Annotated in this window: 11 protein-coding genes; 5 read left to right on the plus strand and 6 right to left on the minus strand. The window is 49.5% G+C overall.

Annotation, left to right across the window (positions count from 1 at the left end):
• Positions 1 to 41: 41 nt before the first annotated feature.
• Positions 42 to 935 (minus strand): flagellar motor protein MotB, encoded by an 894-nt coding sequence (locus MHI42_RS23380; RefSeq protein ID WP_340948829.1) that lies wholly within the window; start codon positions 933 to 935, stop codon positions 42 to 44.
• Positions 932 to 1,720 carry a flagellar motor protein gene (locus tag MHI42_RS23385; protein ID WP_342420815.1) on the minus strand — a complete coding sequence of 263 codons (789 nt, stop codon included), beginning with the start codon at positions 1,718 to 1,720 and terminating at the stop codon, positions 932 to 934. Before MHI42_RS23385 ends, MHI42_RS23380 begins: the two co-directional genes overlap by 4 nt.
• A 181-nt stretch (positions 1,721 to 1,901) precedes the next feature.
• Here MHI42_RS23385 and uvrB point away from each other — a divergent pair, with 181 nt between their 5' ends.
• Both uvrB and uvrA read left to right on the plus strand, forming a co-directional pair.
• Positions 1,902 to 3,893 carry an excinuclease ABC subunit UvrB gene (uvrB, locus tag MHI42_RS23390; RefSeq protein WP_042140176.1) on the plus strand — a complete coding sequence of 664 codons (1,992 nt, stop codon included), beginning with the start codon at positions 1,902 to 1,904 and terminating at the stop codon, positions 3,891 to 3,893.
• Between the two features lie 533 nt (positions 3,894 to 4,426).
• Positions 4,427 to 7,303: an excinuclease ABC subunit UvrA gene (gene uvrA, locus MHI42_RS23395; RefSeq protein ID WP_342420816.1), complete on the plus strand. Its 2,877-nt coding sequence runs from the start codon at positions 4,427 to 4,429 to the stop codon at positions 7,301 to 7,303.
• 460 nt (positions 7,304 to 7,763) lie between these two features.
• Here the strand turns inward: uvrA and MHI42_RS23400 are convergent, their stop codons facing one another.
• Both MHI42_RS23400 and MHI42_RS23405 read right to left on the minus strand, forming a co-directional pair.
• Positions 7,764 to 8,573: a hypothetical protein gene (locus tag MHI42_RS23400; RefSeq protein ID WP_342420817.1), complete on the minus strand. Its 810-nt coding sequence runs from the start codon at positions 8,571 to 8,573 to the stop codon at positions 7,764 to 7,766.
• A gap of 288 nt (positions 8,574 to 8,861) precedes the next feature.
• The gene (locus tag MHI42_RS23405; RefSeq protein ID WP_342424791.1) at positions 8,862 to 9,101 is read right to left on the minus strand and encodes a DUF3977 family protein; all 240 of its coding nucleotides are present in this window, start codon (positions 9,099 to 9,101) and stop codon (positions 8,862 to 8,864) included.
• A gap of 425 nt (positions 9,102 to 9,526) precedes the next feature.
• On the opposite strand from MHI42_RS23405, the gene MHI42_RS23410 reads away from it, so the two are divergent.
• From MHI42_RS23410 to MHI42_RS23420, 3 genes are all read left to right on the plus strand, one after another.
• Positions 9,527 to 9,736 carry a DUF2759 family protein gene (locus tag MHI42_RS23410; protein ID WP_039307102.1) on the plus strand — a complete coding sequence of 70 codons (210 nt, stop codon included), beginning with the start codon at positions 9,527 to 9,529 and terminating at the stop codon, positions 9,734 to 9,736.
• Between the two features lie 128 nt (positions 9,737 to 9,864).
• Positions 9,865 to 11,010: a trypsin-like peptidase domain-containing protein gene (locus MHI42_RS23415; RefSeq protein WP_342420818.1), complete on the plus strand. Its 1,146-nt coding sequence runs from the start codon at positions 9,865 to 9,867 to the stop codon at positions 11,008 to 11,010.
• Positions 11,011 to 11,074: 64 nt separating this feature from the next.
• Complete coding sequence (locus MHI42_RS23420; protein WP_342420819.1) at positions 11,075 to 12,946, plus strand: stalk domain-containing protein; 1,872 nt, start codon at positions 11,075 to 11,077, stop codon at positions 12,944 to 12,946.
• Between the two features lie 166 nt (positions 12,947 to 13,112).
• Here MHI42_RS23420 and rfbC read toward each other — a convergent pair whose 3' ends face one another.
• Both rfbC and rfbA read right to left on the minus strand, forming a co-directional pair.
• Complete coding sequence (gene rfbC, locus MHI42_RS23425; protein WP_342420820.1) at positions 13,113 to 13,667, minus strand: dTDP-4-dehydrorhamnose 3,5-epimerase; 555 nt, start codon at positions 13,665 to 13,667, stop codon at positions 13,113 to 13,115.
• Positions 13,668 to 13,688: 21 nt separating this feature from the next.
• Complete coding sequence (gene rfbA / locus MHI42_RS23430) at positions 13,689 to 14,567, minus strand: glucose-1-phosphate thymidylyltransferase RfbA (RefSeq protein WP_342420821.1); 879 nt, start codon at positions 14,565 to 14,567, stop codon at positions 13,689 to 13,691.
• Between the last annotated feature and the right edge of the window lie 189 nt (positions 14,568 to 14,756).

Below are 14,756 nucleotides of genomic sequence, written 5' to 3' on the forward strand. Positions count from 1 at the left end.
TCATCTGCAGAACTCTGAGCTGATTCGCTTGCGGATTCGCGTTATTCTTCCTCCTGAAGCTGCCGCAGGACAATGAGTTCGACCCGGCGGTTTTTTTGCCGTCCTTCAACGGTAGTGTTATCGTAAGCAGGTCTGGTATCCGCGTAACCGGCATATTGGAAAGTATCGGGGCTAAGCCCCTCGTTATCCAGGAAGAAGCGCAGCACAGAGAGTGCGCGGGCGCCGGATAGCTCCCAGTTATCCGTGTAATCTGAAGCGGCGGTTACCGGAACATTGTCGGTATGGCCTTCGATGCTGATCGTGGCACCGATTCCGCGGAACAGGCCGGAGAGCTGGCGCAGTGCCGGAAAGGCAGGTGATTTCAGCTCAGCTTTGCCGGCATCGAACAGGAACCGGTCGCTAAGCGTGATGGCAATGCCCTGCGGTTTATCCGCTACAAAGATCTGCTCCCCAAGGTTGTTATCTTCCACGTATTTGGTGATTACCCCCATAAGCGCGGCCAGTTTGGCCTCCTGCTCACGAAAAGCGAGCTCGCGCGCCGAAGGCTGGTGTTCTGCAGTTTCCCCGTTTTGCCCGGATGTATCTGTGCCCGTCCCGGTTCCGTTCGAACCACTCTCCTTCACATTGCCCCCGGAAGAAAGACCGCCACCAGTGCTTCCGCCTGCTTCCTGTTCATTCGAGACTGCGGCTCCCGTGTTCCCCTGATTACCATCCAGCACTCCATTTCCGCCTTCAAGCACAGGACTGCCGCTCTTAAAGGTATCAGATAATGAACCGGTAACGATCGCGTATTTTTGCGTATCCAGACTGCTCATGGCGTACAGGATGATGAAAAAAATGAGCAGAAGCGTAATCAGATCCGCATAAGTAATCATCCAGCGGTCTCGGTTCTCCTTACCTCTACTACGTCCCTGGCGGCGGTTTCTTTGTCTCATAGCGGGTCTCCCGGGTTATTATTGCTGCTGCGTCTAGGTGAGACATCGGGAATAAAGGCGGTCAGTTTTTTGCGGACCAGATGCGGATGATCCCCATTCTGCAGGGACAGGATACCGACAAGCAGCATCTCCATGCTGCCCAGTTCGCTTTGGCTGCGGGATTTGATTTTGGAGGCGATGGGTAAAAATATAAGATTAGCACTGGCTACGCCATAGAGCGTTGCTGTAAAAGCTACAGCGATCGAGGCCCCCAGATTAGAGGGATCCGTCAGATTGCTCAGTACCCGTATTAATCCCATTACGGTGCCGATGATGCCCATAGTCGGAGCATAGCCGCCGGCGGCTTCGAAGATTTTGGCATAGCCTTCATACTTCAGTTCCTTGGCGTCCATCTCCAGTTCAAGAATTTGCCGGACCTGATCAGGATCGGTGCCGTCGACAATTAGAAACAGCCCTTCGCGGGTAAAGGTATCGGGGTGCTCCTCCGCTCTCTTCTCCAGTGCGAGCACGCCGCCGCGGCGCGTAATCGCCGCCATGGAGATCAGCTCTTCGGCCTTCTCCTGGGTGGTGTCGGGATGTCTGCCGAATGCCAGGCGCAGAGCCGCCGGGACGCTGCGTAATCTGGAGGCCGGAAAACTGATGAGTACAGCGGCAAGGGTGCCGCCGAATACGATCAGCGCGGCGTTCAGCTGCAGCAGGCCGGATAAGCTTCCGCCTTCCCAGAGAAAGCCGCCTATCATTGCGGCAAGGCCTGCCAGCAGGCCGATAATTGAAGTGATATCCATAAGTTCAGGCTCCTTAAATTTCTATATATTATGGTTTGCATCAATCTGGGCAACGCTGTATAATAAACGGGAACGTGTATTCCTATCTTCCATATTTTTCAGTACGGTATGGATAGGCAACTATTAGGGCTACAATTATAATATATTCATATATTTTAGACGATAGAGGGGAGACGGGCAAATGAGTGATATTGTCGTCAGTACAAAGACATTTGAACTGGAGTCCGAGTATACACCCCAGGGCGATCAGCCTCATGCCATAGAAGAATTATTGGACGGCATCCGGCAGGGCAAGAAGCACCAGACGCTGCTGGGAGCGACAGGTACAGGCAAGACCTTTACCATCGCACAAGTGATTTCCAAACTGAACCGCCCGACGCTGGTCATTGCGCACAACAAGACGCTTGCGGCGCAGCTGGCGAGTGAGTTCAAAGAATTTTTCCCGAACAATTCCGTTGACTACTTCGTCAGTTACTACGATTACTACCAGCCTGAGGCGTACATTCCTTCCTCCGATACCTTCATAGAGAAAGATTCCAGCATAAATGAAGAAATTGACAAGCTCCGGCACTCCGCCACCAGTTCGCTGTTTGAACGGCGTGACGTTATTATTGTTGCGAGTGTGTCCTGTATTTACGGCCTCGGTTCGCCGCAGGAATACGGAAGTATGCTGTTGACACTGCGGGTAGGGATGGAGAAGCCGCGCAATCAGATTCTGAGCAGGCTCGTGGAGATCCAGTACCAGCGCAATGACATTAACTTCGTACGCGGGACGTTCCGGGTACGCGGCGATGTGGTCGAGATCTTCCCGGCTTCACAGGGGGAGCATGCGATCCGTGTGGAGCTGTTCGGAGATGAGATAGAGCGCATTACCGAGATTGATGTTCTCACAGGAGAGCTGATTGGTGAGCGCGATCATATAGCGATCTTCCCGGCTTCGCACTTTGTCACCCAGGAAGAAACAATGCGTGTAGCTATTATCAACATTGAGCGGGAGCTTGAGGAACGGCTGGCCGTGCTTCGTGATGCGGGCAAGCTGTTGGAAGCCCAGCGCCTGGAGCAGCGGACGCGGTACGATATTGAGATGATGAAGGAAGTGGGCTTCTGCTCCGGTATCGAGAACTATTCCGGCCCGCTTACCTTCCGTGAGCCGGGAGCGACTCCATATACCTTAATGGATTACTTCCCGGATGATATGCTGATTGTTATTGATGAGTCCCATGCAACGCTGCCGCAGATCCGGGCTATGTATAATGGTGACCGTGCGCGTAAGACTGTACTGGTGGAGCATGGCTTCCGCCTCCCGTCCGCGCTGGATAACCGTCCGCTGCAGTTCGAGGAATTCGAAGAGAAAGTGAACCAGATTGTATATGTGTCTGCTACACCGGGACCGTACGAAATGGAGCACTGCGATACTATGGTGCAGCAGATTATCCGTCCTACCGGCCTGCTGGACCCGATCATCGAAGTACGCCCTACAGAGGGGCAGATCGATGATCTGATCAGTGAAATCCGTGACCGTGTAGAGCGTGATGAGCGTGTACTCGTTACAACACTTACGAAGAAGATGTCCGAGGATCTGACCGATTATTTCAAGGAAATCGGGATTAAGGTACGTTATATGCACTCCGATATCAAGACGTTGGAGCGAATGGCCATCCTGCGTGATCTCCGGCTCGGTACGTTCCATGTACTGGTGGGTATTAACTTATTAAGAGAAGGTCTTGACCTGCCGGAGGTCTCCCTTGTCGCCATCCTAGATGCTGACAAGGAAGGCTTCCTCCGCTCCGAGCGTTCACTCATTCAGACGATCGGCCGGGCGGCCCGTAACTCTGATGGACGTGTCATTCTGTACGGCGACCGTATTACGGATTCCATGGAGAAGGCGATGAGCGAAACCCAGCGCCGCCGTGAAATTCAGATTGCCCATAATGAGAAGCACGGCATCACACCTACGACAATCAACAAGAAAGTGCGTGACATCATCGAGGCCACTAAAGTGGCCGAGTCGAAGGCCGATTATCTCACCGGCGCCGGCGGCAAGCTGAACAAGAAAGAGAAGCAGAGCCTGATGCAGCGTCTGGAGGCCGAGATGAAGGACGCGGCCAAGAACCTGCAATTTGAACGCGCCGCAGAGCTGCGCGATGCGTTGCTTGAACTGCGGGCCGAGTAAGCTGGCCCCGCCAGCACTTACACTTAATGATCACGGAACGGCGCTTCACTGGCCGTTCTTTTTGAAGATACATTCGCACTTCACGCATCCCGTAGGGACAGCTTGTAGTTACGCCCTTAGCGCATTCCGCAGGAACAGCCGCAGTTCGCGTATCCCGTAGGGACAGCTTGTGGTCAAGCTCTTAGCGCATTCCGTAGGAACAGCCGCAGTTCGCGTATCCCGTAGGGACAGCGTTATCGGCAAGCAGTAGCGAGCCGTATCCTGCTCTAACTGTGTCCTGCTCTACAGTATAGCGTTCCCGTAGGGACTAGCGTTCCCGTTGCCCCAGTAACCAATTCCATCCCAGTCCTAACTCTTTCCGCCGAGCTTGCGGGTGTCCAGAGGGTGCAACCCTTGGGGCCCTCCCTTGGAAGGGAGGGTTTGGGAGGGATCGAAAATATTTTAAATAGCTTTTGAATTAGAACTTTTGAATTAAGTTTTTAAATAGAAAAAAACTAGCTTTTGAAATAGTTTTTTATAAAGGAGAGGTACCGTTGGCGAACGAAAGTATAATAATCAAGGGCGCAAGGGCCCATAATCTCAAGAACATCGACGTAACGATTCCGCGTGACCGCTTCGTCGTGCTGACGGGACTGAGCGGCTCGGGTAAATCATCACTGGCATTCGATACCATATATGCCGAGGGCCAGCGCCGTTACGTTGAATCGCTGTCTGCCTATGCCCGCCAGTTCCTGGGCCAGATGGAGAAGCCGGATGTAGATTCCATTGACGGTCTATCCCCGGCAATATCGATTGACCAGAAGACCACAAGCCGCAACCCGCGTTCGACCGTAGGTACGGTTACAGAAATTTATGACTATCTGCGGCTGCTGTTTGCACGGGTTGGGCATCCCCATTGTCCGGATCATGGCATAGAGATTACATCACAGACTGTGGAACAGATGGTTGACCGGATTATGCAATACCCGGAGAAGACCCGCCTGCAGATTCTGGCACCTGTGATTTCCGGCCGTAAGGGTGAACATAAAGGCTTGTTCACGGATATCTCCAAGCAAGGTTTCGTTCGTGTGCGTGTTGACGGTGAGCTTCGCGAAGTTACGGAAGATATTGTGCTGGAGAAGAATAAGAAGCATACGATTGAAGTTGTTGTCGACCGGATTGTCATTAAGGACGATATTGAGACCCGTCTTACCGATTCATTGGAGACTGCACTGAAGCTGTCAGGCGGTCAGATTCTGGTCGATGTGATGGGCCAGGAAGAGCTTTTATTCAGCGCAAGCTTTGCCTGCCCAATCTGCGGGTTCAGTATAGAAGAGCTTGCTCCGCGTATGTTCTCGTTCAACAGCCCGTTTGGTGCCTGCACGGAATGTGACGGGCTTGGTGTGAAGATGGTAGTCGATCCGGATCTGCTGATCCCGGATGCGGAGAAGTCCATCGAAGAAGGTGCATTCTTGGCCTGGACAGGCAGTACGTCGAACTATTATCCGCAGTTCCTGAAGTCGGTATGTGAGCATTTCAAAATTCCGCAGAATGTTCCTGTCAGCAGCCTGTCACCGGAGCATATGACCAAGCTGCTGCACGGAACGGGCAGTGAGAAGATCCGCTTCCGTTATGAGAACGACTTTGGCCAGCGCAAGGATGCACTTGTTGCTTTTGAAGGAATCATCCCGAATCTGGAGCGCCGTTACCGCGACACTGCCTCTGAAGGCATCCGCGAGTTTATCGAAGGCTTCATGAGCGCCAAGCCATGCCATGTCTGCAAAGGCAAAAGACTGAAGAAAGAGATTCTGGCCGTGACGATTAATCAGCAGAATGTTGCCGATGTTACGGATCTTTCGATTGGAGATTGTCTGGACTTCTTCGAGAATCTCAAGCTTAGTGAGAAAGAAACGGCTATCGCTAACCTGATTCTTAAGGAAATCAGCAGCCGCTTAGGATTCCTCGTAAATGTAGGACTGAACTATCTGACGCTTAGCCGCGCAGCGGGCTCGTTATCCGGCGGTGAAGCGCAGCGGATCAGGCTGGCTACACAGATTGGCTCCAGTCTGATGGGTGTACTGTATATTCTGGATGAGCCGAGCATCGGGCTTCATCAGCGGGATAATGACCGGCTGATTGCTACGCTGGCTCATATGCGCGATCTGGGCAATACTCTGATCGTCGTTGAGCATGATGAGGATACCATGATGGCTGCCGACTATATTATCGATATTGGTCCCGGTGCCGGAATACATGGCGGACAGGTAATTGCTCAAGGTACACCTCAGGAGATTATGGACGATCCGAACTCCCTGACAGGTGAATACTTAAGCGGACGCAAATTCATCCCTGTTACCTCGACACGCCGGCCTACCGATAATGAGCGCTGGATAGAGATTCGCGGGGCTAAAGAGAATAATCTGAAGAATGTAAATGTGAAGATTCCGCTTGGTGTCTTTACAGCAGTAACCGGAGTATCCGGTTCCGGCAAATCTTCGCTTATTAACGAAATTCTTTATAAGAGCCTGGCACGCCAGCTCAACAAGGCTGTCAAGGTCCGTCCCGGTATGCATAAAGAAATCCGCGGTCTGGAGAATCTGGATAAAGTAATTGAGATTGACCAGTCACCGATCGGGCGTACACCACGCTCCAATCCGGCCACGTATACAGGTGTGTTCGATGATATCCGCGACCTGTTCTCCAAGACCAATGAGGCTAAGGTACGCGGCTTCCAGAAGGGGCGCTTCAGCTTCAATGTGAAGGGCGGCCGCTGTGAGGCTTGCCGGGGAGACGGGATTATCAAGATTGAGATGCACTTCCTGCCGGATGTGTATGTGCCTTGTGAAGTCTGCAAGGGCAAACGGTATAACCGCGAAACGCTGGAAGTGAAATATAAAGGCAAGAGTATCTCCGATGTATTGGAGATGACCGTCGAGGATGCAACAGAATTCTTCAAGAATATCCCGCGTATCCACCGCAAAATGCAGACGCTGCTTGATGTGGGTCTGGGCTATATCAACATCGGCCAGCCGGGGACAACCTTGTCCGGTGGTGAAGCGCAGCGCGTGAAGCTGGCTTCCGAGCTGTACCGCCGCAGTACCGGCAAGACGCTGTACATTCTGGATGAGCCGACGACCGGCCTGCATGTAGATGACATTGGCCGTCTGCTTGAGGTGCTGCACCGTCTGGTGGATTCCGGTGAATCGGTCCTGGTCATTGAGCATAACCTCGATGTAATCAAAACAGCTGACTATATTATTGATATGGGTCCGGAAGGCGGAAGCGGCGGAGGAACTGTGCTTGCAACCGGAACGCCGGAGAAGCTGATAACGGTCGAGGAATCCTACACAGGCCGGTATCTGAAGCCGGTCCTCATCCGCGACACCGAACGTACTCAGGCGCTTGAACTTCAGACCTCTGATACTTTGTAACCGGAGGAAGCTGCGAACTTAAATAGCCCATGGTCCACTGAGAGGTGGGGCATGGGCTGTTTTTTTACGCTTATTATGGTTGTAATCTCTAGGTGGAAGTCCTGTGTAGTGGTAGGCATGCGCCTATTTTAGCCAAGAACAAAGTACCCGCAGAGAGGCGGAATCTTAAGGAGGCAGACGGTAAAAGCGCTACCTGATTTACAAGAAGCACCGCCATAAAACTCTGCTAATAGTTTTTAATTTAACCTGCCTTTTAAAAGGCTTAATTCGGTCATATATGATTATACATCCAATAATTTAAGCTATACTTCCTAGAATCAAAGTCCACAGTTAAAGGCGTACCCGTAAAATTACTAATATCCATTTTAGTATTGCGTTCCAGCAACTCCCATACCACCGAATTTATGCTTTATGATTCGAGAGTAAAATAAAAACACTTATTCCTGCCAGTAATTATTTTTTAAAATTCATTTGTAATAATAATCTTATTTGCTGGTCGATCGACCCAATAGACTCTATTCCCTACCTTTTCAACACCCTGACCTGCTCCATAAGTAGGGGCTTTAATCCTTTCTATAAATTCAAAAGTATTACCGTTAAATTTGTAATGATCCAATCCTTGGGCATATTCCTTACCATATTGGTTGGAACCATGCAGGTTACCATAAAGTTCGTTATCTTTAAAAAATATGCCTTGATATCCTCCCTCGCCCCCAAATTGCGCTGACAGTGGATAGGTTGCCTGATATCTAAATTTACTATCAAAACGCTTGACTTCATTTCTATCGTGATACACTACCCAGAAAGACCCCTTGTAGGTCGCTAATGATTCTGCTGTACCCTGTCCGATATCATACTCTTTTATCTGTTTTAAGTCTGGTAGACTGTATTTTACAACACGGCTAATACGCTCATTTATAGGCGGTGATGAATTGAAATTATAGACTGTAGCATACAAAAAACTATTGGAAACAAAACAATCTCCAAAAGACATGAAACGCCCTTGTTCATCTTTACCGGTGTAAGCGGACTGTTTTTCTACAACATATTTCCCTGAAACATCATATACAGATATTGTATTTGAAAGAGAAAATTTCGTATTCCTATCCGTTGTCACATAGATATTTTTCTTATCAGCTCCTACGCCTTGCCAGGCACGGAAAAACTTATTCATTTGAATTGATTTCGTCCTTAAACCATTACTGCTAGTGCTATTAGAAAAAGAAAATAAAGATGTAATAACAATCATGAAAATGAATACTTTTTTCAAAACCATCTCTCCCATAAATTGGATATACAATTCAACTTCATTGTATAAAATAACCATTGCTTTGGCAATGGTTCCATAAAGTAGTGGATGAGTAGTCATACGCTTATTCTAGGTTATATGTTGTGGTACGTCAGACTGGTATGAAGCGCATGGTGGGTAAATAATTGTCTGAGTGCATCAGTAAGCTTTGGAAAAGATGAGCCTTTTCAATATCTTCAAGTCGCTTTGATGTTTTGTCTAAATTACCCTGACACGCTCGAACTCTGTCTATTTTAGGTGCACCCACTATTACAACTCACTACGGATGCCGAAGATCACTTTGAATTGATTGCGCGCTTTGGTGGCTTTCTTGAAGCCGTCCTGTGAATCCAGAATCCATACCGTTCTTCTGATCCAGAGTCTGAGATACAGGGAACGGAATTTAATAGGTCTGATAATTCCCCGTGCTTCGGTCTCTGTACCATCAGGCTTCTCGGTCTCAGTTCGTACCAGCCATCTGTTTCCTATTCCGAATTCGATGTATTTCAAGCCGGCGGGCACCTCCAGTTCTGCATGACTGATCATAACATCGTCGTCCGGAGTTTTACAGTGAGGGTTGTGGCATGCGATTTGATGTGTGCAGACAAAAATTAAGCTGGCGGGAGAGAGACAGAACAGTCATAACTACAGCATGTCCGCAGTAAGATTCAAAGAGAGGGTTTTGCGTTGAATGATTAGCAAAGGCTGTTTGCGGCTGCAATAGGAATCAGCTCCTTGAAAAATACATATTACAACGAGTGGTCAATGATAAATATCTCTGAATTTCAGCTGATTTCCGGCTTCGGAAATATTTTTTATGACAAATACATAATTTTTAGACAATTTCTATTGCGTCACTGAAATGGTAGCGATAACATAGAAGGTGATATGGATTAGATGAACTTGCTTGACAACACTTTCAGGGAGGGATTGCCATGCTGCTTGCAGAAGCTGCCGCGCAAGAACCGTCTACATTTCATACCTTCGATGTATTTATGATTCTATTCACGATCCTGATTCTTATTGGTGTGGTCCGGCTATTGAAAGCTCCGCAGAAGAACAAATTTGCAATCGGCTTCGGAGTGGTGAGCCTGCTGGTTTTTGCAGTCTCTGACTATGCAATGATTATGAATTGGTTCAGCTAAGTTCAGGCACAACTAACTTCAGAAGCAAGGTCTTTCAAAGACACCTTTATCCGCCACCCGGCGAGCCTAAAGGCGTCTTTTTTTAACAGGATAAAGGAATCAGCTGTACAGGAGAAAGGGGGAAGGCGATGAACGGGGGAAAGAACGCAGTTGCCCGGAGTGGCGTTGTGCTGTTGTGCGGGTTGATATTGTCGGGATTCACAGGTAGTCCGCTGTCTGCATTTGGCACAGTGTACGGAGGGACAGGCCCTGTAACGGCTGGACAAATAGGTGGAGTCAAACCCGTTAACAAGGAGCAAACGGCTAAACCCGCAGTGGATCCGGTACCACAAATTATCCGCGCTGTGTCGCCATCAGTCGTGGGCATTATCGGCAAAGCCAGTGGCGACCCCGTAGGCCCGGATGACCGCTACAATCTGACACACGGGTCCGGAATTATCGTCAAAGCAGACGGGTGGATTATTACCAATGCCCACGTCATGGAGGGGCTGCAGAATGCAGTGGTGGTTACCTCAGACGGCAAGAGCTATAACATTACGGATACATATTTGGATGAGGTGAGTGACCTCGCTCTGATCAAGATTACAGCCAAATCCCTGAAGCCGGCAAAGTTCGCCGCTAGCCCGGCAGGCATACAAGTCGGAGAAAAGGTTATAGCGATCGGTACGCCTATTTCGTTCTCCCTCAGAAATTCGGCTACCGTAGGAGTAATTAGTGGCCTCAACCGTTCGGTCGATGCGGCTTACCGGCTGATCCAGAGCGATACTGCGATTAACCCCGGCAACAGCGGGGGGCCGCTGGTCAGCATGAAGGGTGAGGTGCTTGGGGTCAACAGCTTGAAATATGCGGCAGTGGGTGTGGAAAATATGGGCTTCTCCATTCCGGCGGATACGGTGCAGTATATTATGAATCAGCTGCTCAAATACGGTGAAGTCCGCCGTCCGAGTCTCGGAGTTGAGCTGGAGGAGAGCTGGCCCGTTATTGTGGGGCTGCCTACGCAGGAGCCTTTAACGGTTACGAAGGTAGTCACTGCAGAAGCGCGTAAGGCGGGGATTGCCGAGGGAGATGTGCTGTATGCGATAGATGGCCACCGGGTCACGTCGCTTGTAGATATTAACGAATGGTTCAAGCAATACAAGCCGGGTGCAGTGGTCAAGCTGCTCATGCAAAGTGACGGCGATATCGTCGCCAGAAGCCTGGTCCTTGGCCAAGGTGATCCTCTGGTGAATGCGGAAGAGGCGGAGGGGGATGGCGATGATCAGGCGGAAGAGTAGAAGGCTTGCAGGAGCAGGAACGCCGCGATTGGGGATGGGATATATATTCCGCGGACTGTCTGTCATGTTGGTAGTGCTATTGTTGCTAGCTGTATATCCGGGCATGAATGCTTATGCGGCAGAAACTCCGATTCTAAAGCTAAGCCTCAAAGTAGGCAGTGCATCTGCAAAGGTTAACGGGGAACCGATAGTGATTCAGAAGCCTTTTACGGAGAGCGGAGCGGTCATGGTACCGCTGGGAATTTTCAAAAAAGCATTCGGCAGCACAGTCTCGCTTGAAGGTAACGATGTGGTGAAGGTGATGTACGGTGCACATACCGGAGCGATGACGATAGGCAGTACCACTGCCTGGAAGGATGGCATCAAAATTAAGCTTGCTGCGCCGCCGCGGATGGTTTCCGGTGTGCTGATGGTGCCCCTGCGGTTCGTGACCGGAGTGCTCGGTGCGCGGATTACTGCGGCAGATGGCGGGGGATTGCTGGTTACACTTACTCCTTCGGAGAAGGAAGCGGCAGCAGAATCGGAGAGCGGCATCGACAGTGATGTCGGCAAGACCCGGATCGGCAACAGTTATTTTGAATGGAGCATGAATTATCCTCCCGGACTTGTTGTGGGTGACAGCGGGGGGAATGAGAATGTAGCGACTTTTATGAGTGCAGAGAATGATTATTATCTGGAGGTCCATGCTTCACCGCAGGAGGTGCTGCTTGATCCGGAAGGGCTGCTGGAGAATCTGGTGCGGTCATCGGAGGAGGGCGGAGAGACTGTACTGGACCGGGAGGTCGTGCCTGAAGCCAAGGTTCCTTACGCCCGGATAGTCAGCAAGGATTCCAGTGGAGCGCTATGGGAAGGCAGGCAATATTATGCTGACGGCAGGCTGTATGAAATTTATCTGACGGAAGATAACGCGGTGAACTATAAAGATCTGGATCAGTATGCCGTGCTGCTGGACTCCTTCCAACCTTCCTATAATTCTTCCGACAAAAGCATCCGTGATCTCTCCACAGTCACCAACGGGCTGCGCGAAGGATATAACGAAGACTACGGAATCTCACTGCTGGTGCCGGCAGACTGGAGTGTGGATGACCAGCATTTATATTATGAGAGCAAACAGGGGAGCTATCTGCGTGTAAAAGTAAGCTCTGCCCCTGCGGGCTCAACGCTCGAGAGCTGGAGCCGGGAACTGGAGTCGCAGCTGCGTGACACCTACGTGGCCGAAGCTTATACGCTGAAGAAGGGCATCGCAGGCAAAGTCTCCGGTGAACCGGCATTGATCAATGAAATCGGACTCAATCCAGGCAACGGCTGGAGTACGGAATATCAGATTTTGCTGTTGAAGAACGGCTACCGCTATTATTTTGAATACCGGACAGCGTCCGGACAGGATGGCGACAAGGCGCGGTTCACAGATGTGCTTAACTCCATTGATATTGATTTTGCGCAGATCAAGGAGAACTTTGGCCGTCTGGAAACCGATGATTACGCGCTGCTCAGCACAAAGTCGATCCCTAAGAGCTCCAAAGCTTACGGTTACAGTATTGATATTCCGCGCCTGTGGACGCCATATCAGGATCTTTTTGAGAGCCAGACCGTGGAATACCGCTTCACCGGCGGACGGTTCCAGATTTATGCCAGTCCGGATGTTACCATGGAATATGCCGTCAGCCAGCTGCAAAGCTATTATCAGAACACCAAAAAAGACCCGAAAGGGCCGCAGGTGACAAGTATGGAGGAAACCACCTTTGTAGGAGTGCCCGCCACAATCCTCACCGTACAGCAGACCAAGAACAGTATCCCTGTGAGCACGCGAAACATTATTTTCGGCAAAAATGATGTGGTTTACACGATCACCGTCACGCTGAACGATGCCAATGCAACGGCCAGTCAGCAGGCGGTGCTGGAGAGGGTGCTGGGGTCGTTTGGGTGGGGGGAATAGGGGAGATGAGGCCAGACGTAAATTTATGGTAGTCCTTTGACAAGAAACTAAAGAACAGAAAATAACGCCTTAGGCTAACGATGAGCCGGGGCGTTATTTTTGTTGAATTTCAGAATGGATTCTGCATTAAAACATTCAGTAGTCATTACAAACCGAATGCTGACATTTAATATACAAAATTAAGTGTAACGTCTTTTAACAACGGTGCTTTTTCGTCTTTGGCAGAAAGTACAGGAGTAACATCAATTGGCCACTCAATGGCGATATCAGGGTCATTCCACAGAATCCCGCCGTCACATTCAGGTGCGTACAACTCGTCGCATTTGTATTGGACTTCTACATCCTCAGTTAGTGTCATGAAACCGTGGGCAAAGCCTTTAGGGATCAGAAGTTGCTTCTTGTTCTCGGCTGTAAGTTCAATTCCGAACCACTTGCCGTAAGAAGGACTGCCCTGACGGATATCTACAGCCACATCAAAAATGGATCCGCGTGTGCAGCGGACAAGCTTGGTCTGCGCTTTTGGATTTAATTGAAAATGAAGTCCCCGCAGGGTTCCCTTTACAGCTGAATAAGATTGATTGTCCTGAACGAACTGATAATTGATGTTTTGTTCCTGAAATTTAGCCTCGCTGTAGGTTTCCATGAACCAGCCGCGGTGGTCTCCAAAGACTGCCGGTTCGACAACGAGAACATCTTCCAGATTAGTTTTGGTGAAATTCATTGTATTCACTCTTTCTATTGTTTAAAATTGGATTTTGCCTGTAGCAACCTTAATCAGATATTGTCCATAGCCGGTCTTGCTCAGCTTATGCCCGCATTCCAGCAGATGTTCCTTTGTAATCCAACCGTTAATATAAGCAATTTCTTCAGGTGCAGAGATTTTAATGCCTTGGTGATCTTCAATCGTTCTAACGAAATTGGTGGCGTCGACCAGACTTTGATGAGTTCCGGTATCCAGCCAAGTGAACCCGCGACCAAGCAAGGCGACATCCAGTTCTCCCAGCTTCAGATAGGCCTCATTAATCGAGGTGATTTCGAGCTCACCGCGATGTGATGGCTTTACTTCCTTAGCTAAAGAAACCACCCGGTTATCATAGAAGTACAAACCAGTAACAGCATAATTGGATTTAGGATGCTCCGGTTTTTCTTCAACGCTAAGAACCTTGCCGTCTCCGTCAAATTCCACTACACCAAAGCGTTCGGGATCGGGCACGTGGTAGCCAAAGACGGTTGCCCCACGTTCTTTTCCGGCAGCTTCTTTCAAGATTTTGGTCATGCCGTTCCCGTAGTATATATTGTCTCCAAGAATCATAGCTACGGAGTCATCCCCGATGAATGCTTCACCCAAAATAAAAGCCTGCGCTAGTCCATCCGGGTTTGGCTGAACAATGTATTGCAGCGAGATTCCGAACTGGGAGCCGTCGCCGAGCAAATTTTCAAAACGTGGTGTATCCTCAGTGGTAGAAATTATAAGAATCTCTTTGATGCCAGCCAGCATCAGTGTAGATAGAGGATAATAAATCATTGGTTTATCATAGACCGGCAGTAGTTGCTTACTGGTTACCATTGTCAGTGGATAAAGGCGGGTGCCGCTTCCCCCCGCAAGAATAATGCCTTTCATGATTGGTTTCCAACTCTCCTTTTGCTACATATAAATTTTGGGAACAGTGAGATCTTTTGCGTATTTATTCTTTTCCATTCATATTTTACGCTGGTTGTTCTTGATTTGTCTATTAAGGCAAGACCGCAAGCCTATTTTAGAATTCCTCAGAGTTAAAAATTACACCCAAGTGTTTCTATTTTGCTGGCA

It is taken from the genome of Paenibacillus sp. FSL E2-0178 (assembly GCF_038593005.1).
Taxonomy (GTDB): Bacteria; Bacillota; Bacilli; order Paenibacillales; family Paenibacillaceae; genus Paenibacillus_AQ; species Paenibacillus_AQ phytohabitans.